This is a genomic window from Terriglobus albidus (assembly GCF_025685425.1).
Classification (GTDB): Bacteria; Acidobacteriota; Terriglobia; order Terriglobales; family Acidobacteriaceae; genus Terriglobus; species Terriglobus albidus.
Map to the genome: position 1 here is coordinate 129,553 of NZ_JAGTAS010000053.1, position 17,077 is coordinate 146,629.

The window sequence follows — 17,077 nt, forward strand, 5'->3', positions numbered from 1 at the left end:
TCTGCCCATTTTGCGCGTTTACACTGGGAATAAGCATTTTGTGATGACGATGACCCACGTACATCTCCTCGCCTCTTTTCTCCTGCGGATGCAGGAGACCGCCGCCGACCAGCAGGCCGCGCCGCTTCCTCCCTCAGGGACCGGCGGTTCCGCGCTGCTCGAGATGCTCCATAACTCTGGTCCGGTCGCTCTGTGTGTGCTGGTAATACTGGCCTTCACAAGCGTCTTTTCCTGGGCCATTATCTTTGCGAAATGGTCAGGCTTTCGCCGCGCCCAGACGCAGTCGCAACGCTTCGTTCGCGCTTTCCGCAAATCTTCGCGTCTGAGCGAAATCGCCACGGTAGCAGAACAGTTCAAACCGTCGCCTCTCGTTACTGTCTTTAACGAGATCAACGACGAATACCAGCGTCAGACTGGCGGTCGCGGACTTCCCCGGAACCCGGTGGCCCTGGAGCGTGCGGCCCAGACTGCATCCTCTGAGGCGCTGACCCGGATGGAATCGCGACTGACGTGGCTTGCGACGATCGCTGCCATCGCTCCCTTCGTCGGCCTATTCGGAACTGTAATGGGCATCATCGATGCTTTCCACGGCCTTGGCACCCAGGGTGCAGCGACGCTGCGCGCAGTGGCGCCCGGCATCTCCGAAGCTCTGATTACAACCGCTGCCGGTCTGGTTGTGGCGATTCCAGCCGTTATCGGCTACAACCAGTTCACTGCACGTCTGCGGGAGTTCGGCGCGCGCATGGATGATTTCGCACGCGAGCTGCTCTCTGCGATCGAAAACTCAGCCATGGCTCAGCCCGCTGCTCCTCAGGTAGAAGAGCGCCGGGTACGGCAGTACTAAAGGAGACGAGCGATATGGCCTTCTCCAACGGCGGTAGAACGCAAACCTCCCTCGCAGAGATCAACATGACACCGTTGATCGACGTCGTGCTGGTGCTGCTACTTATCTTCATGCTGACCGCACCGGTACTACAGTCTGGAATTGATGTTGCCGTACCCAAGACCCGTTCCGTCAATCAGGTCACGGAGGAGCGCCAGGTCGTCACGATCAACAAAGATCAGCAGGTGTTTCTGCAGGACAAGGTTGTTAATATCCATGAGCTGCCGACACTACTGCGGGCCGGCTCAGCGAACCCTGCGAAGAAGATCATTTACCTGCGAGCGGATGAACGTGTTCCCTTCGGCGCCTTCGCTTCGGTGATGGACGCCGTGAAACAGGCCGGGATAACCAACATCAGCATAGTGACCCAGCCGATCGAGAAGTAGACCATGGCGAACGATCACACATGGACAGAGCAGGACCCACTCGGTGGCAATCTCGCCGGGTCGGCGATTGTGCATGCTCTTGTTGTCGGCGGGATAGTCGCTGCGGGTTTCCTAGTCCATCGCGGATCGAGCTGGGGCGCCGCCACCGCTCAGGCGGGAGCAATTCAGGCAACGATGGTCACGGCGATTCCGTTGCCTTCAACACAGCGCTTTGACAAGGATCAGGTGCTTACCTCAGATACGCCTAGTCCCGCTCCCAAAGAGCCTACGCCGCAGACGGTTGCACCGCCGAAACCGGATGAAATTCCGATCCCGGTAAAACAGCCACAGAAACCACCGAAGATCGCCCAACAGGAGACGCCTGCCCCGCCGAAGCATCCGCAGCCGGTACAGCCACCCAAGCCGAATGTGGCGCAAACAGGTGAGACTTCAGGCATCCGGATCCAGCAGTCGACGATGCAGGTAACCAATGGAACGGCATCGGTTGCTGTTCAGGACTCTGCATTCGGAGCCCGCTATGCTTATTACGTCAACGTTGTGAACCGCACGGTGGCGCAGAACTGGTTCACGAGAGAGGCTGATCCCGTCACCTCTGTAGGACGCAGCGTGACCATCATCTTTGACATTTTGCGGGACGGTACCCCAACCAACGTCCGCATGGGACAACGCTCGGGCTCACCGTCGCTCGACGCTTCAGCTTTGCACGCCCTGGAACGTGTGGACGGCTTCGGGCCCTTGCCCGCAGGCGACCACATTACGGTGGAGTACACCTTTCATTACCAGCCCCATTGAGGTTTACCGCATCAAACCGGATTAAGTTCCGTCATACCATAGGATGAGAATGCAAAGTCCGTCGCGTAAGTTCAACGTTCTTCTAGCGTTCGTGGCTGCAGTGGTCACAACGGTGGTCCCCGCCCGCGCTCAGGACTGGTTCAAGACTGAGACCAGCACCGGCGTCGATAAAATTCGCATCGCCGCCGCCGATTTTAAACAGGGATCAGCCGATTCCGCTGCGCTGAAACGCACCTTCGATTCGGTCTTCTATGCCGATCTTTCCAATGCCGGCATCTTTGACCTGGTCTCGAAGAGTCTGCTGCCCCAGGCAACGCCGGGAGCACCGAGCGAGATGAACGTCCAACAGTGGTCGTCCGCTCCCGTCAGCGCCGCTATGGTGGCCTTCGGTTCTGCTACTGTGCAGTCTGGCAAGCTGGTCGTCAACGGTTGGCTCTTTGACACCAAAAACGTGCAGTATCCGCAGGTTCTGGCCAAGCAGTACAGCGAAGACGCCACCGATGACATGGCCCGCCAGATAGCGCACCGCTTCGCCGACGAGATCATCTTCCGTCTGGGCGGGGGCATTCCGGGTATCGCGGAGACTAAGATCGTTTACGTCCATCAGGCGGGCGCCACAAAAGAGATCTGGATGATGGACTATGACGGCGCGAACCAGCACCAGATCACGCATCTGGGCACGGTTTCCCTGTCTCCCCGCATCTCGCCCGACGGCACCCGTATAGCCTTCTCCTCCCTCGGCAAAGATGGCTGGGGCATCCGGATGTATTCGCTGGTTCTGGGACGCCTGGTGAACTTCCCCAGCTTTGGCGGAACCAATCTTTCACCCGCCTGGGCCTCGACCGGCAACAGCCTCGCTTTTTCGAGTTCACGCACTGGTGACCCGGAGATCTGGGCCACGGACGCCAATGGCAACGGAGCGCATCGCTTGACCTCTTTCCGCGGTCCTGATGTCTCCCCCGTATGGAATCCCCGGACAAACGCACAGATCGCCTGGATCAGCGGTCGCAGCGGCCTTCCGCAGGTCTACATCATGGACGCCGACGGAGCCGGCGTGACCCGTCTGACCGACACCGGGTACGCGACCTCTCCGTCATGGTCGCCGAACGGGCAATTCCTTACCTTTGCCTGGAACCGGAAATACGGCCCCGGTGCTCCAGGAGGACAGGACATTTATGTGCAGGAGGTCTCACCTGGGGCCGGCGGTTCTTATCGCTGGGTTCAAGTGACGCATGATAGTGGGCGCTGCGACTTCCCGTCGTGGTCCCCTGATGGACGCCATATCGTTTATGCCAGTACAGCCAGCGGCAAAATGGAGATCTGGAGCATGCTGGCTGACGGCACACAGAAACGTCGCCTGACTACAAACGGCGGCAATGACATGCCAAACTGGAGTTGGAAATAGCCTCGTTGGCACCTGTATTTCTATTTACTTTGCAGCAACTTACCAACAGTTTTGAATCAAAAAAGTAGGACCCGGCCGTTTGAGAACGCGCCGAGGCAGGAGGAAAGATTTCCGATGAACGTACCCGCACTCCGTAAGATGACCGTCCTGGCGATCGCGCTGGCTTTCGGCGCTGCCGGTTGCCATAAGAAGGCTTCTGCCCCCCCACCGTATACCGCCCCGGAAGTTCCGCCTACTCCCGCTCCTACAGCCAACATTACGGCTGAACCGCTGGCCATCGATCTTGGTCAGTCGGTCGTGCTGAACTGGCGCACGACCAACGCCACCTCGGTATCGATCGACGGCATCGGTGCGGTTAACGTGAACGGAACCCAGACGGTGACTCCGTCGAGCTCCACGAACTTCCATCTGGTTGCTCGTGGCGACGGGGGCTCGGCTGAAGCCAATGTCCGTGTGACGGTACGTGTTCCGGAGACCCCGACTGCGCCCACCGGCAACGCTGATATGGGTTCGGATGCCGAGTTTGCGCGGAATGTCCAGGACATCTTCTTCGACTACGACAGCTACGATGTCCGCGCCGATGCTCAGTCTTCCATCGCCACTTCCGCCAGCTACCTGGCCGCTCACCCGGCGATCAAGGTCGTGATCGGCGGCTACTGCGACGAGCGTGGTTCGGCTGAGTACAACCTCGCCCTGGGAGAGAATCGCGCCAATGCCGCCAAGACCGCGCTGGTCAATGCCGGCATCGCGCCATCGCGGATGCGCGTCATCAGCTACGGCAAGGAAAAGCAATTCTGCACCGAACAGACCGAGTCGTGCTGGCAGCAGAACCGCCGTGCGCAGTTCTCGCTGGACCGCTAGTCCTGGTCCTGGCTATGCCGGGGCGTCGTAGACTGGATCAACAACCCGGAGAGGCGCTTGCTCGCGGCAAGCGCCTTTTCCGCGTCAAAAGCGTTTGAGGAAACCGCCATGAAGCTTACACGTCTTGCACCAGTCGCCCTGCTGACCTGCTCTCTTTTTGTCCCTCCAGCATTCGCCGTGAATAAGGACATGGTGCAACTGCAGACCCAGGTGCAGGCGTTGCAGGACGCCGTCGCGCGTCTGCAGCAGGCCAATGATGAGCGAATGGGAGTCCTGCGGGATCTGGTTCAGCAGACTGCCGACTCCGTCAACCGGATGTCTGTCACGGTGGACGGTTTGCATAAGCAGATGACCACCAGCGCAGAAGCCCAGAGCGGCAAGTCCGACCAGATCAACAATCAGGTGCAGGCGCTGAACGATGCTTTGGACGAATTGAAGGCTCGCCTCGGCCGCATAGAAAAGTCGCTGACGGACGTACAAAATCAGCAGCAGTCCATCAATGCCAAGCTGGATAACGGCGTACCTTCGGGCGGTGGGAATACCGCAGTGCCTTCGGGAACGAATCCGGCTCCTGATATGACCCCATATACGCCTCCGGCGCCGGTGGTTCCTTCGCGCAAGGGCAAGCCCACCGCCGGAACTCCGATGAGTCAGGCTCAACCAAGCGATGCTCCGGCCGCCCAGCCCGTGGCAGACGCAGCGCCGCCGGTTGCTGATCTTTACCAGACCGCATATGGCGACTACGTTGCCGCCAAGTATGCTTTGGCGTCAGCGGAGTTCAATCGTGTTATCCAGTACTATCCGGACAACGCTCTGGCTGGGAATGCGAACTTCTACCTGGGCGAGATCGACTATCGCGCCGGAAAGTTTCCTACCGCCATCAAGTTCTATGACAAGGTGCTGGAGCAGTACCCAGGCAATAACAAAATTGCCCTCTCTCACCTGCATAAGGGCTACGCCTTAATTGCCACACGGCAGGAGGCTGCCGGCGCTCGCGAGCTGCGTGCCCTGATTGCCCGTTATCCTGGCACACCTGAGGCGAATCAGGCCAAGGCGAAGCTGAACGGACTGAAAGCCAGCCGCTAGAGCCTTTTCCCTGTTGCTGGGGTATCTCGATAGGGTGCTGGAACCCTACACTGCATCTACGGGAAAATGCTCTCTAGCTCCGAATTCCGTACATATGGCGCTCTACCTCTGCGCGCTGATCAGCGGTGAGCGGCAGACGCGGTAAACGAGGCTTTCCACCGTAATATCCCGTCAGTTCTGCAGCATACTTCACGCCAGCGATTCCCAATCCCCCTACGATCTCAGCCGCCGGAACCGCGACACGAGCCTGCTTTTCTGCGGCAAGGTTGGGATCGCCGTCTTTCCACGCGGCATAGACTTCGTGACATGCCTGCGGCGCGCTGGCCGTAAAGGTCGTCAACAGTCCCTGTGCTCCGGCAGCCAAAGCATCGACCATGCCGGCATCTGAGGCGGAAAGGACCTGGAAACCTACGTTGCGTGTGCGTGTCTTGAGTGCCGGCTTCGGCGGAGCGACCGCGAGAGCAGCGCCTCCACCCGCGAGACTGCCGGCGCTCACAAAGGTTGCAGCGTCCGTACTCTGCGCCGCCTGCATCCGTCCGGTTACGGCGGAGAATACCGGCGTGACCACGACATCGCGCCGCGGAGCTTTGGACGACGCAGCAATCACAGCCGCGATATCGCTGGTTCCACTCACGATGCCAAAGATCCTGGCATGGAGCGACAGCCGTGAAACCTCTTCCGTGTCGAGCGCTGATCCGGGGTCGAAGATCACAACGGGAAGTTCGCTGGCATCTGCGATGGCGTCGAAGTACACACAAGTTTCGACTGCAGGAACGCGGACGAGGGCCACATCGTAACCAAGGCCTGCCGCGTAATGGATCAGATCCAGCGTGGCAGCTACACCAGGGCGGCCAACACCAGCCCAAAGGAGCTTCTCGGGGGCAGCAGTGCCCACGGCTGCTGCCAGGACATCCCGAGTCTCTCTATCATCCAGCATCTCCGCTTCGCCCGGCCCGGCAAGAATCGCGATGCCGGCGGCAGGAGTCATGGAATAGCGCGCTACATTGTGCTCCAGCTTACGCAGGTATACGCGGCCATCGGAATAAAACGGAGTGGTGGCAGGGATATGCAATCCATCGAGCAGCATGACTTTTATTTTAATCCGCTTCGTAGCAGTTGACGGCACCAAGGGCAATACCACGAAAGGCTATTTCCATCACTTCCCTCGATGTCGTACCGTGTATGCAAGCCAAATAGATCATTCTGGGAGACAACAGCTCGAGGCATGGCAGAAGACATCGAAGATGTAGGTGGGAAGTCTGCAACAGATCTGGGCTTTGAGGCCGTCTGGTTTGCAGGGCACATACTCCTGGCATTTCTTGTAGTCGTTGTTGTAGTCAGTGTTTTCGGATTCTCAAGGCCTGACCCGACTGCTACTCAACCGAAGCTGCTCTGTACCGCCGTTATCTTTCTGGCAGCCATCATCACCGGCTTTGCAACCGCAAAGGTGACAAAGAACGAAGTCGCACGCTACATCTGGATCGCCGGCTTGCTGATGTTTTCGATTCTGTGCGTCTATGTTCTGGATCTTCCTACTGGGCCTGGTCTGTGCAATGGCTGCGGCGCGCTGGAGAAACTCTATCGGACGTTCTTCGACATCTCCAATCCCAGCGGCCTGATGGGCGGCTATGGCTTCGCGGCCGGGAGTTGGATTCCACTGTCGCTGATCTCGTACTCGATCGGTGCGACTTTCGGTCTTCCCAAAGAAGAGTTCTGATTCACTTGCAAGACATCTGGTTCACTTGCAAGACAAAAGGGGCGTGAGCATTGAGCTCACGCCTCTTCCGTATGAAGCAAGGTTTGTTATGCCTGTACCGCTTCGCGCTCCGCATGCAGTGTCTGCAGCGCATTGACATTGACGGAACCGCCCTGGATGGATGCAATTCCCTCTGCCGCAGCGCGTGCCGCGGCAATCGTCGTGATGGTTGGAATACGAGCCAGAACCGCGGCGCGACGGATCGCTTTTTCATCGAAGAAGGTATCCTGCCCACGCGGCGTATTCACGATGAGCTGGATACGCTCACCCTTGATGTAATCCACGACGTTGGGGCGGCCTTCCTTGACCTTGTAGACGCGCTCTACCTGCAGACCGGCATCTTCCAGCACATCGGCCGTTCCGTGGGTTGCCACGATGTGGAAGCCCATCTCCCGGAACTGACGCGCAAGGCCAACCACCTGAGACTTATCGTGGTCGTTTACGCTCAGGAAGACATTGCCTTTCTTCGGCAGCACCTGTCCGGCGGAGAGCTGTGCCTTGGCGAAAGCTTCGCCGAAGTTGTCAGCTACGCCCATCACTTCACCGGTGGACTTCATCTCCGGTCCGAGCACAGTATCCACGCCCGGGAACTTGCCCCATGGGAAGACCGGGCTCTTTACGAAGTAGTGGCTTCCGGTTCCAAGATCCTTGCCGCTGGCGAGCTGCTCCGGCAGCAACTCTCTTAGCGTCTTGCCAATCATTAGCCGTGACGCAATCTTCGCAAGCGGGATGCCGGTTGCCTTGGAGACATACGGCACCGTACGTGACGCGCGCGGGTTGACCTCGATCACGTAAACCTTGCCGTATTGGATCGCAAACTGGATGTTCACCAGGCCAACGACGTTGAGCGAGAGGGCCAGCTTCCGCGTGTAGGTGCGGATCGTATCCAGAACCTCCGGAGCGATATCCACCGCTGGCAGCACGCAGGAGGAGTCACCGGAGTGAATGCCGGCCTCTTCGATGTGCTGCATGATGCCGGCGATGATCACGTCCTTGCCGTCGCAGAGGGCGTCGACGTCGACTTCGGTAGCGTCTTCGAGGAAGTGATCGATCAGTACCGGCCGCTCCTGTGAATACTCAATCGCAGTGCTCATGTACTTCACGATGGCATCGTCGTCGTAGGCGATTACCATGGCGCGTCCGCCAAGAACATACGAAGGCCGTACCAGCACGGGGTAACCGACACGGTTGGCGCCTTCGAGGGCCTCCTGCACCGAGGTCGCCATCGCGCCCTGTGGCTGCGGAATTCCTAGCTCTTCGATCAGCTTGCCGAAGCGCTTGCGATCCTCCGCGAGATCAATGGACTCGGGAGAGGTACCGATGATCGGTACGCCTGCAGCCTTCAGAGGCAGAGCAAGATTCAGCGGAGTCTGACCGCCGAACTGAACGATCATGCCAACCTCGGCCCCGCTTGCCGCCTCGTGCTCATAGACAGCCAGGACGTCCTCGTAGGTCAACGGCTCGAAGTAGAGGCGATCTGCCGTGTCGTAGTCGGTCGAGACCGTCTCGGGATTGCAGTTCACCATGATGGTTTCGTAACCGTCGTCCTTCAGAGCAAAGGCGGCGTGGCAGCAGCAGTAGTCGAACTCAATGCCCTGTCCGATCCGGTTCGGTCCGGAACCAAGGATGATGACCTTCTTCTTTGCCGTCGGCGTCGCTTCGTCTTCTTCGTCGAAGCAGGAGTAGAAGTACGGAGTAAAGCTCTCGAACTCAGCGGCGCAGGTATCCACCAGCTTGTAGACCGGAGTCACACCCAGCTTCTTGCGAAGGTTCATCACCTCGATCGCGCCATCGCGTCCCTCAAGTCCCCAACCCGCGGCAAGGCGCTCATCAGAGATACCCATGCGCTTCGCCGTGCGCAGATCGTCTGCACTGATCTCAGCCTTCGGCTTCTCGCTGACAGCCTTGATCTCGTCGACAACCTGCTTGACCTGGTAGAGGAACCAGGGATCCATGCCGGTCAGGCGCGCAACCTCACGCACGCTCATGCCCTTCTCGAAGGCGTAGCGAATGTAGCTGAAACGGTCAGGATGAGGCGTAACCAGGCGCTGCGTCAGGCGGCGAGGTTCAATGTCCGTAGCAGTAGCTTTCTTGCCTGTCTCGAGCGAACGGACAGCTTTGAACATGGCCTCTTTGAAGGTACGGCCGATGGCCATAACCTCGCCGACGGACTTCATCTGCGGTCCAAGGCCTTCTTCCGCTCCGGGGAACTTCTCGAACTGCCACTTCGGGAACTTCACCACGACGTAGTCGATGGTGGGCTCGAAGCAGGCAGGCGTGGCCTTGGTGATGTCGTTCTTGATCTCATCGAGCGTGTAGCCGACGGCCAGGCGCGCGGCGATCTTTGCGATCGGGAAGCCTGTCGCCTTGGAGGCAAGAGCCGACGAGCGCGAGACGCGCGGGTTCATCTCGATGACGGTCATGCGGCCGTTCTGCGGATTCACTGCGAACTGCACGTTACTGCCGCCGGTCTCAACACCGATCTCACGAATGACTCTGATGGCCGCATCACGCATGACCTGATACTCGCGGTCGGTCAGCGTCTGCGCCGGAGCAACGGTAATGGAATCGCCGGTATGCACGCCCATCGGATCGAAGTTCTCGATCGAGCAGATGATGATGCAGTTGTCCTTGAGATCACGCACGACCTCAAGCTCATACTCTTTCCATCCAAGTACGCTCTCTTCGATCAGACACTCGTGGACAGGAGAGAGATCGAGACCGCGAGAAAGAATCTCCATCAGCTCTTCACGGTTGTAGGCAATACCGCCGCCAGAGCCGCCAAGCGTGAACGAGGGGCGGATCACCGCCGGGAAGCCAATCTTCGCGGTGAACTCGAGACCGTCGCGTAGGTTGTTGACGAGCGCGGAACGCGGCATATCGAGACCGATCTTGTTCATCGCGTCCTTGAACAGGAGACGATCTTCGGCTTTCTTGATGGCGTCGAGCTTGGCGCCGATCAACTCGACGTTGTAGCGCTCCAGAACGCCGGCATCAGCCAGATCGACAGCGAGGTTCAGCGCAGTCTGTCCGCCTACGGTCGGCAGTACGGCGAACTTCCCTGTGTTGCCGGTCTCGGCAAGCAGCTCGCTCTCCAGTCTTAGAATCTCTTCCAGATAGGCAAAGCTCAGCGGCTCAATGTAGGTGCGGTCGGCAACCTCCGGATCCGTCATGATGGAGGCCGGATTGGAGTTCACCAGCACCACCTCATAGCCCTCGGCCTTCAGGGCCTTGCACGCCTGGGTGCCGGAGTAGTCGAACTCTGCCGACTGGCCAATTACGATCGGACCTGAGCCGATCACCAGAATCTTCGCGATGTCATTCCTGCGTGGCATTGCGTCTCTCTTCCTAACTCAGCTTGTCAGCGCAGGGCACTGCCTGCGTTGTCATCCAACGTGTGGCCGCATTCAGTTCGTCCAGGTAGCGGCCTTTTTCTTCCGGGTTATTCATTGGCGCGCGCATCTGCTCCCCGGTGACTGCACGAGCCTTGTAGTAGTGAACTGTTGTGAGGCCTTTCTCTGCCTCGCCATCCAGCGTAAGTTCCGCTTCGGCGACCCAGTAGCCCCAGTAATGTAACGAAGCCTGAAGAGACTTCAGATTTCCAGCCGTGTCGTAGTGATACTCGAACATTACGTCACGGTTCCGCTGAAAGCGGCGCCACTTAACCCGCTCTACCATTGTTCCGCTCGCCCATATCTCCGCGTAGGTTGTGCCCGCTTTCGGATTGATCAGCGGCGGATACCCCTGAAGTTTCCACTCTGACGGTGAGGCCGGAACACAGAAATATGACTTCAGTGATTTCGGCTTTTCGCCTGCAAAAACGGCGGGGGTAAGAAAGAACACCACCACCGTCTTTGCCAGGCTCCGAATCACTTCTTCCACTCCTCCATCATCTTGCGGAAGTCCTGGAAGAGATAGTGCGAGTCATGCGGCCCGGGACTTGCTTCCGGGTGATACTGCACGCTGAACATCGGATCAGTCTTGTGCTTCAGACCGGCAAGCGTATCGTCGTTGAGATTCACGTGAGTCACCGCAACATCTGCGGGCAAACTTGCCGGGTCGACGTTGAAGTTGTGATTCTGCGCCGTGATCTCAACCTTGCTGGTCTCTTTGTTCATGATCGGATGATTGCCGCCATGATGACCGAACTTCAGCTTGTAGGTCTTGCCGCCCAGGGCCAGACCGAAGATCTGGTGCCCAAGGCAGATCCCGAACATCGGAGTCTTTCCTTTGAGCTTCTGCGCATTCTCGATGGCATAGCTCAACGGCTCCGGATCGCCGGGGCCGTTCGAGAAGAAGACACCGTCGGGATTCATCGCCAGCACTTCTTCCGCGGGCGTGGTCGCCGGGACAACGGTCACGCGGCAGCCCTCGCGCGTCAGCATGCGCAGGATGTTCTGCTTGATGCCGAAGTCATATGCCACCACATGCAGTGGCTGACCTTTGGCATCGCGCACCTGCGGCAGCAACGGATCGCCGGCCTGGTTGCGTGGATCGTCGGCATCAAACTCGTAGACAGACTTGGTCGTGACCACTGAGGCCAGATCTGTGCCGTCCATCTTCTTGATCGCACGTGCCTTGGCAACCAGCTTGTCCGCATCCGTTTCCAGGGTGGATACAACGCCGCGCATGACACCGTTGGTGCGCAGATGGCGAACCACGGCGCGCGTATCGATATCGGAGATGACTGGTACGTTATAGCGTTCCAGATACTCATCGGTAACCTGAGTGGATCGCCAGTTGGAACTTATAGGAGAGAACTCACGAACAACCAGCCCCTCAATGTAGGGGCGCGACGCTTCTGCGTCGCTGGGAGTGGTGCCGTAGTTCCCGATCTGCGGGTTCGTCAAGACAACGATCTGCCCGGCATATGAGGGATCCGTAAAGATCTCCTGATATCCGGTCAGCGATGTATTGAAAACGACCTCTCCGTAGCATTCGGCCTTCGCGCCGAAGCCCTTGCCGCGAAAGATGCGCCCGTCTTCGAGCGCCAGGATGGCTTGCATCGCCTCTCCAAGGAGTGGATTCAATCGATTTTATCAGCTTTTGCCGCGCCTAAAAAGCGCAAGGCCCGAAGATGCTCCGGACCCTGTGTTTTTCAGCAAAAAACCGCCATTCCCGGTGAAACGACGCCCAAACCTGGCTGCATTCACGCGAGATCAACGAGCAGATCGTCGCCTTCCTCTTTTAGACCAAAAACTTCCACGCTTGCCCGCTCGGGCGGGTGCGCTACTCCCGTCTTCAGGTCGAAGGCCCAGGCGTGCCACGGACACACGATCGCTCCGCCTTCCACCCACCCTTCACCCAGCGGACCCCGGCGATGTGGGCACCAGTTATCCAGCGCGTGCAGTTCGCCGTCCAACCTCGCCAGGCAGATATCAACACCATCGGCTGTTGTTACCTGCATTGCTTTGCCTTCCTCCGGCGCTTCCTTGATAGAACACAAGCGGACCCACTGCGACATGAACAAGCCTCTCCAATCATCTATGCTAACGAACCGGATTCCTTTCTGTTGTTTTCACACTGACAGGCGTACGCAAAGAGAGGTTAACTAACCATATGGGTAAATGGCTCGATGGCTTGCAACCGACCGCCGCTCTTCTGCTCCGCCTTACGCTTGGCATTGGCTTGATGTATTGGGGATGGGGCAAGGTGATTCCATCGCATGGAGCACCTGCGCTCTCTGCCATGAACCATCACGCAGCCTTTGTGCATTCGCTCGGCATGCCGTACTGGCTTGGCTACATCTCCGCCATCACGGAGTTCGTCGGCGGTCTGTGCCTGATCCTGGGACTACTCACTCGCTTCTGGGCAATTCTCGCTGCAATCAATATGGGCTTCGCGATCGGTCTGGTGACGATTCACAAAGGCTTCGTCGGCTCACAGTACGCGCTCTCCTGCCTTGTGATTGCCTTGATGCTGGCTACCTATGGCCCCGGCGTTATGGCAGCGGATCATCGCATCGGCCTGGACTAGAGCATTTTCCTTGCAGCGCATTCGCATCTATGGATGTTTTCCGCAATGAAAACACTAATCAGACGCAAACGCTCTGTGAGCAGAAGCTCTCTTCTCATGAAATATCATTCTGACCTTAAGAAGTGAGGGCCCCCGATACTCTGGGAGCCCCGAATGGGAGGGAGTGATGGTGCGGATTATGGAAGCCCAGGTCGTAGTCGGTAACCCAGACTGTGTTGATTGACAACACTTCATCAGACGCTTGTGATCTGAAAAAGTTGTCTCACGTATATCTGATAACGCAGTTAACGACTGAGACTCACAAAAACTTTAAGAACTCTTGCGGTTGTACGTTCGCATTTGGGAAAACGAGCTTCAGATCTTTCGCTCCCAGCGTTTTGTACGCTGCCTCACCCAGAACGCGACGGAAGTCGGTCGTCACCGCCAGATCGCGGCCTTCATTCAATTGTTCGTTCTCAAGGCCGGGCCATTTGCCGTAGACTTTACCGCCCTTTACAGTTCCGCCGAGAACAAACATTACATTGCCGTGACCATGATCCGTGCCACCTGTGCCATTTTGACGCGCGGTGCGTCCAAATTCAGACATCGTGACCAACGTAATGTTTTCTGTATCGTCACCCATGTCCTTCCAGAAGGCAGCAATCGAATCGGAAAACTCTTTGAGACGATTCGCGAGGCGTCCGTTCACGTTGCCCTGATTCTGATGTGTGTCCCAATCACCGATGTCCGCGAATGCCGCTTCCACGCCAAGATTTGCCTTCAGTAACTGTGCAATCTGCTTCATGCTGTTACCGAACGGTGTATTGGGGTATGCGGCTCCGTTCGCAGGCGTGTAGTGCGCCGGATCTGCTGACTTCAGTATGCGAACCGCTTCGAACGTCTCCTGCCCCGTACCGTGCAACACCGCGTCGACACTATCGGCATACATCTGTTGAAACGCATTCGACATCGGAGATGGGTTGGGACCGCGTCCACCCACGGAGAAGTCCTGCAGGTTGCTAATGGCGATCGCAGGCAGCTTGCCCTGCAGCGTACGCGGAACCTGACCGCCTAAGGCGACCGCACGGAAAGGAGATTCCTCACGCAGCTTCTCCTCCTGTAACGCCCGGTTCAGCCAGCCATCGGGCGTAGCTTTCAGACCAGGCGTACCACTCTCCATGAAGTCCTGAGCATCAAAGTGAGACCGCGTCATATCGGGCGAGCCCACCGCATGCACGATCGCGAGATGTCCCTGCTCATAGAGCGGCTTGAAAGATGCCATCGATGGATGCAGGCCGAAGAAGCCATCCAGGTCCAGAACCTGTTCCGCCTTGATAGCAAGCGACGGACGCATGGTGTAGTAGTTCTTTTCGCGATACGGCACAACGATATTCAAACCGTCCGCAGCACCACGCTGGAAGAGCACGACGAGTTTCTTCTTGTTCTCCGCGGCTGTTGTAACCTCAGCCATCACGGATCGCGTCAAAAAACTTGGAATCGTCGACGTACCCACCAGCGCCAGTGCGCCACCCTTCATGAATCCACGCCGTGTTATCCGCATCGCCACAACCTCTCTACATTTTTGACCCGTGTCGGGAGTATTTCTCTCGCCGGGCAGAAGATTCTTCCTGAAGCATTTTCTTGTTGCGGTATCCCGAAGAGGAGTGCAGCGGCGTTTTCATGGGGGAAAACGCCATGGATGCGAAATCCCTACCCTACACCTACAGGGAAATGCTCTTATCGCCGTTGGAACTCAGGCGATCCGATCAAAAGACCGATCATATTCGCCGTCTGATCATCCAGAGGGGAGACTGCTTCTCCAGTACGGAAGCGCCGCATAGACATGCCCGTCGGGGCCATTTCGTTGTTCTGAGTCTGTTCCTCGGTAGCAGCAAGACTCTTTTCAGCCTGGGCCTGCAGCTCTGGATTGCGGAACTGAGCAAGGACCGTTCGATGCGTTCCCTCACCGGCCGGCCTCCCCAGGAGTGCCTTCTCCAGAGCCTGTTCCTTCGCTTCTACCGATTGCTGCTCGACGGATGGGTCTCCAACAGTCACGCCAGGCAGGCTGTGTCCGAGCCGTACTCCGAAATTCATTCGATTGACCAGGGCCGCTGTGTTCAGCCATGTCTCCTGGTCCCACTTGTAACCCGTGGGCGGCTGCGCTCCGTAAAGCGGCATACCGAGTGTGTTCATGGCTTGAACCAAAAGTAACGGATTACTTACCTCGGCTCCGGTTGCACGAACGGCACTCACAAGGAACTCCTCAGGAGTTTTGAACTTGGCGCCTTCGTTCGATTTCGCCCAGAATCCAGGCGCATCGAACATGGTCTTCAGTACAGCCTTTATCTCTCCATGGGAGCGCGTGAAGCTGGCTGCCATCTTATCAACCAATCCTGGATCTGGATGGTCGCTGACAAAACGCTCGGCGAGTTTCTGACTGATGAAGTGCGCGGTTGCCGGGCTGGTGGCAAGCATATGGAGTACCTCAAGCCCCTCTTTCTCACCGTTTTCCTTGATTGTGACACCCAGCACAGTCTTCGACCCAGGCTCGTGCCTCCGTTCCAGAAAAGCGAAGCTGTTCGCTGATGCGATGCCCATACCGACCTGTTGCGCTGCCTGCGGCCTGCGTCCCCGGCCAAGGGCGCCGCGAAGTTGCTTTGGACGGAATCCCGGATCGAGTGTCCATCCGGTAAAGACCTTCGCTACTTCGGTGACGTCTTGTTGCGTATATCCGCCGTTCACCCCCAGTGTGTGCAGCTCCATCAGCTCCCGGGCATAGTTTTCATTCAGGCCTCGCGGAGCATTCTGCTGTGCCGCTGCACGCAGAAAACCTCCCTGGCCGGCCGCGACAGAATTGGGGCCGGTGCTCTGGAAATTGTCGAGATAGACCAGCATTGCTGGGCTTCGGGCAACGGCTACCAGCAAGTCCTCAAAATTCCCGAGCGCGCGCGGACGAATCACGTCACGCTCATAGCTCGGCAGATAGTACGGCTCCTGCGCGTTTTTGCGGATGTACACATTAAAGTGGTTCATCCAGAAGTTCGTCATCACCTCTTCGACCTGATGTGTCGAGTAGATCTCGCGAATAAGCCGTTGCTCCATCAGCTCTGCGCCGACCAGCCGCGGTGTCCCACCCAGTGCTGCCAGCGTCTCCTTCTGTGCGGGCGACATTCCCTCTACAAGAAGAAATAACCGCTGCTGCCCCGCGATGCGTAGCGCCATCAGATCGCTGGTATTCATCGCGAGAATCTTCTGGAACCGATCCTGCGGTGAAAGAGCCGCGAGTTCCTTCATCAGCCGCTGCGGCTGTCCTGGAGCAATGCCCGCGGCCTGCATGCGTGCTTCGCGTTTGGTGGGATTGTCTTCGCCGGCAGCCATCGCATTCTGCGGCTGCATCTCATCGAGATTCTGTCCCTTTTCCTGCGCGGCAGTCCGCAGCCTGTACTGCTCGATCTGGCTGCGGTAGATCGCCCGCTCGATGGGGTCGCTGGGAAGGGATGCTCCGGTCCGATCCATCACGCGAATCATCTGCGGACTTGGGAAGCGCCGCATTAATTCCGCAGTAGAGAGCTTCATGGCCGGATACTCGTCCAGCCGCGACAACATCGCTGTGTCATCCAGCCGATCGGGATGGAGTTGCTGCTCGAACCAGCGATCCAGTCCGGTCTTCTCTACAGCCTCGATCTCGCCTGGACGAGGGCCGAAGGTAAACCGGCTCAGGGCGTAACGGGCGCGATCCTGAGCAGCAATACTGCCTGACGCAGCGATACTGCGTGATGCCGCAATAATTCCCACAGTTTTCGCTTTATTGGAAATCGGTCTCTCCGCCAGCAACGGCTGGCAGAGCAACATACCGCACAGTACGGCGGAACAAACGGCCTGGAAGGAAGAGTCAGAGTGAAGCATAACAACACCTGTGGGGAAGAAACCCAATCTACCCCACAAGTTGCCGT

Annotated in this window: 15 protein-coding genes; 8 read left to right on the top strand and 7 right to left on the bottom strand. The window is 57.9% G+C overall.

Going from position 1 to position 17,077, the window contains the following annotated elements:
* The first annotated feature begins 49 nt into the window (after positions 1–49).
* From OHL21_RS12715 to OHL21_RS12740, 6 genes are all read left to right on the top strand, one after another.
* Positions 50–844 (top strand): MotA/TolQ/ExbB proton channel family protein, encoded by a 795-nt coding sequence (locus OHL21_RS12715; RefSeq protein ID WP_399258334.1) that lies wholly within the window; start codon positions 50–52, stop codon positions 842–844.
* Positions 845–858: 14 nt separating this feature from the next.
* Positions 859–1,269 (top strand): ExbD/TolR family protein, encoded by a 411-nt coding sequence (locus OHL21_RS12720; protein ID WP_263417649.1) that lies wholly within the window; start codon positions 859–861, stop codon positions 1,267–1,269.
* Positions 1,270–1,272: 3 nt separating this feature from the next.
* Positions 1,273–2,061, top strand: coding sequence for a TonB family protein (locus OHL21_RS12725; RefSeq protein ID WP_263417650.1), 789 nt, complete (start codon positions 1,273–1,275; stop codon positions 2,059–2,061).
* 49 nt (positions 2,062–2,110) lie between these two features.
* Positions 2,111–3,466 carry a Tol-Pal system beta propeller repeat protein TolB gene (gene tolB, locus OHL21_RS12730; RefSeq protein ID WP_263417651.1) on the top strand — a complete coding sequence of 452 codons (1,356 nt, stop codon included), beginning with the start codon at positions 2,111–2,113 and terminating at the stop codon, positions 3,464–3,466.
* Positions 3,467–3,580: 114 nt separating this feature from the next.
* Positions 3,581–4,327, top strand: coding sequence for a peptidoglycan-associated lipoprotein Pal (gene pal, locus OHL21_RS12735; protein WP_263417652.1), 747 nt, complete (start codon positions 3,581–3,583; stop codon positions 4,325–4,327).
* 108 nt (positions 4,328–4,435) lie between these two features.
* Complete coding sequence (locus OHL21_RS12740; protein WP_263417653.1) at positions 4,436–5,413, top strand: tetratricopeptide repeat protein; 978 nt, start codon at positions 4,436–4,438, stop codon at positions 5,411–5,413.
* Positions 5,414–5,486: 73 nt separating this feature from the next.
* Here the strand turns inward: OHL21_RS12740 and OHL21_RS12745 are convergent, their stop codons facing one another.
* Positions 5,487–6,500: a dihydrodipicolinate synthase family protein gene (locus OHL21_RS12745; protein ID WP_263417654.1), complete on the bottom strand. Its 1,014-nt coding sequence runs from the start codon at positions 6,498–6,500 to the stop codon at positions 5,487–5,489.
* Between the two features lie 138 nt (positions 6,501–6,638).
* Between OHL21_RS12745 and OHL21_RS12750 the strand changes: the two genes are divergently transcribed.
* Positions 6,639–7,130, top strand: coding sequence for a hypothetical protein (locus OHL21_RS12750; protein WP_263417655.1), 492 nt, complete (start codon positions 6,639–6,641; stop codon positions 7,128–7,130).
* Positions 7,131–7,216: 86 nt separating this feature from the next.
* On the opposite strand, the gene carB is transcribed toward OHL21_RS12750, so the two are convergent.
* The 4 genes from carB to OHL21_RS12770 all read right to left on the bottom strand — a co-directional run bounded on the left by carB (position 7,217) and on the right by OHL21_RS12770 (position 12,633).
* Positions 7,217–10,504: a carbamoyl-phosphate synthase large subunit gene (gene carB / locus OHL21_RS12755; protein ID WP_263417656.1), complete on the bottom strand. Its 3,288-nt coding sequence runs from the start codon at positions 10,502–10,504 to the stop codon at positions 7,217–7,219.
* A 13-nt stretch (positions 10,505–10,517) separates the two neighbouring features.
* Entirely contained in the window at positions 10,518–11,042 is a 525-nt protein-coding gene (locus OHL21_RS12760; RefSeq protein ID WP_263417657.1) for a hypothetical protein, read from the bottom strand.
* Positions 11,039–12,175, bottom strand: coding sequence for a glutamine-hydrolyzing carbamoyl-phosphate synthase small subunit (carA, locus tag OHL21_RS12765; RefSeq protein ID WP_263417658.1), 1,137 nt, complete (start codon positions 12,173–12,175; stop codon positions 11,039–11,041). Before carA ends, OHL21_RS12760 begins: the two co-directional genes overlap by 4 nt.
* Positions 12,176–12,318: 143 nt before the next feature.
* Positions 12,319–12,633: a Rieske (2Fe-2S) protein gene (locus OHL21_RS12770; RefSeq protein WP_263417659.1), complete on the bottom strand. Its 315-nt coding sequence runs from the start codon at positions 12,631–12,633 to the stop codon at positions 12,319–12,321.
* 95 nt (positions 12,634–12,728) lie between these two features.
* Here OHL21_RS12770 and OHL21_RS12775 point away from each other — a divergent pair, with 95 nt between their 5' ends.
* Entirely contained in the window at positions 12,729–13,145 is a 417-nt protein-coding gene (locus tag OHL21_RS12775; RefSeq protein ID WP_263417660.1) for a DoxX family protein, read from the top strand.
* A 298-nt stretch (positions 13,146–13,443) separates the two neighbouring features.
* Here OHL21_RS12775 and OHL21_RS12780 read toward each other — a convergent pair whose 3' ends face one another.
* Entirely contained in the window at positions 13,444–14,685 is a 1,242-nt protein-coding gene (locus OHL21_RS12780) for a DUF1501 domain-containing protein (protein ID WP_263417661.1), read from the bottom strand.
* A 176-nt stretch (positions 14,686–14,861) separates the two neighbouring features.
* A complete protein-coding gene (locus tag OHL21_RS12785) occupies positions 14,862–17,030 on the bottom strand; it encodes a DUF1800 domain-containing protein (RefSeq protein ID WP_263417662.1) in 2,169 nt (722 codons plus the stop codon).
* Positions 17,031–17,077 lie beyond the last annotated feature (47 nt).

Excerpts from the sequence above, each read along its gene's own strand:
- OHL21_RS12715 (WP_399258334.1), top strand. The coding sequence starts at position 50 with ATGACCCACGTACATCTCCTCGCCTCTTTTCTCCTGCGGATGCAGGAG.
- OHL21_RS12720 (WP_263417649.1), top strand. The coding sequence starts at position 859 with ATGGCCTTCTCCAACGGCGGTAGAACGCAAACCTCCCTCGCAGAGATC.
- OHL21_RS12725 (WP_263417650.1), top strand. The coding sequence starts at position 1,273 with ATGGCGAACGATCACACATGGACAGAGCAGGACCCACTCGGTGGCAAT.
- tolB (WP_263417651.1), top strand. The coding sequence starts at position 2,111 with ATGCAAAGTCCGTCGCGTAAGTTCAACGTTCTTCTAGCGTTCGTGGCT.
- pal (WP_263417652.1), top strand. The coding sequence starts at position 3,581 with ATGAACGTACCCGCACTCCGTAAGATGACCGTCCTGGCGATCGCGCTG.
- OHL21_RS12740 (WP_263417653.1), top strand. The coding sequence starts at position 4,436 with ATGAAGCTTACACGTCTTGCACCAGTCGCCCTGCTGACCTGCTCTCTT.
- OHL21_RS12745 (WP_263417654.1), bottom strand. The coding sequence starts at position 6,500 with ATGCTGCTCGATGGATTGCATATCCCTGCCACCACTCCGTTTTATTCC.
- OHL21_RS12750 (WP_263417655.1), top strand. The coding sequence starts at position 6,639 with ATGGCAGAAGACATCGAAGATGTAGGTGGGAAGTCTGCAACAGATCTG.
- carB (WP_263417656.1), bottom strand. The coding sequence starts at position 10,504 with ATGCCACGCAGGAATGACATCGCGAAGATTCTGGTGATCGGCTCAGGT.
- carA (WP_263417658.1), bottom strand. The coding sequence starts at position 12,175 with ATGCAAGCCATCCTGGCGCTCGAAGACGGGCGCATCTTTCGCGGCAAG.
- OHL21_RS12770 (WP_263417659.1), bottom strand. The coding sequence starts at position 12,633 with ATGTCGCAGTGGGTCCGCTTGTGTTCTATCAAGGAAGCGCCGGAGGAA.
- OHL21_RS12775 (WP_263417660.1), top strand. The coding sequence starts at position 12,729 with ATGGGTAAATGGCTCGATGGCTTGCAACCGACCGCCGCTCTTCTGCTC.
- OHL21_RS12780 (WP_263417661.1), bottom strand. The coding sequence starts at position 14,685 with ATGCGGATAACACGGCGTGGATTCATGAAGGGTGGCGCACTGGCGCTG.
- OHL21_RS12785 (WP_263417662.1), bottom strand. The coding sequence starts at position 17,030 with ATGCTTCACTCTGACTCTTCCTTCCAGGCCGTTTGTTCCGCCGTACTG.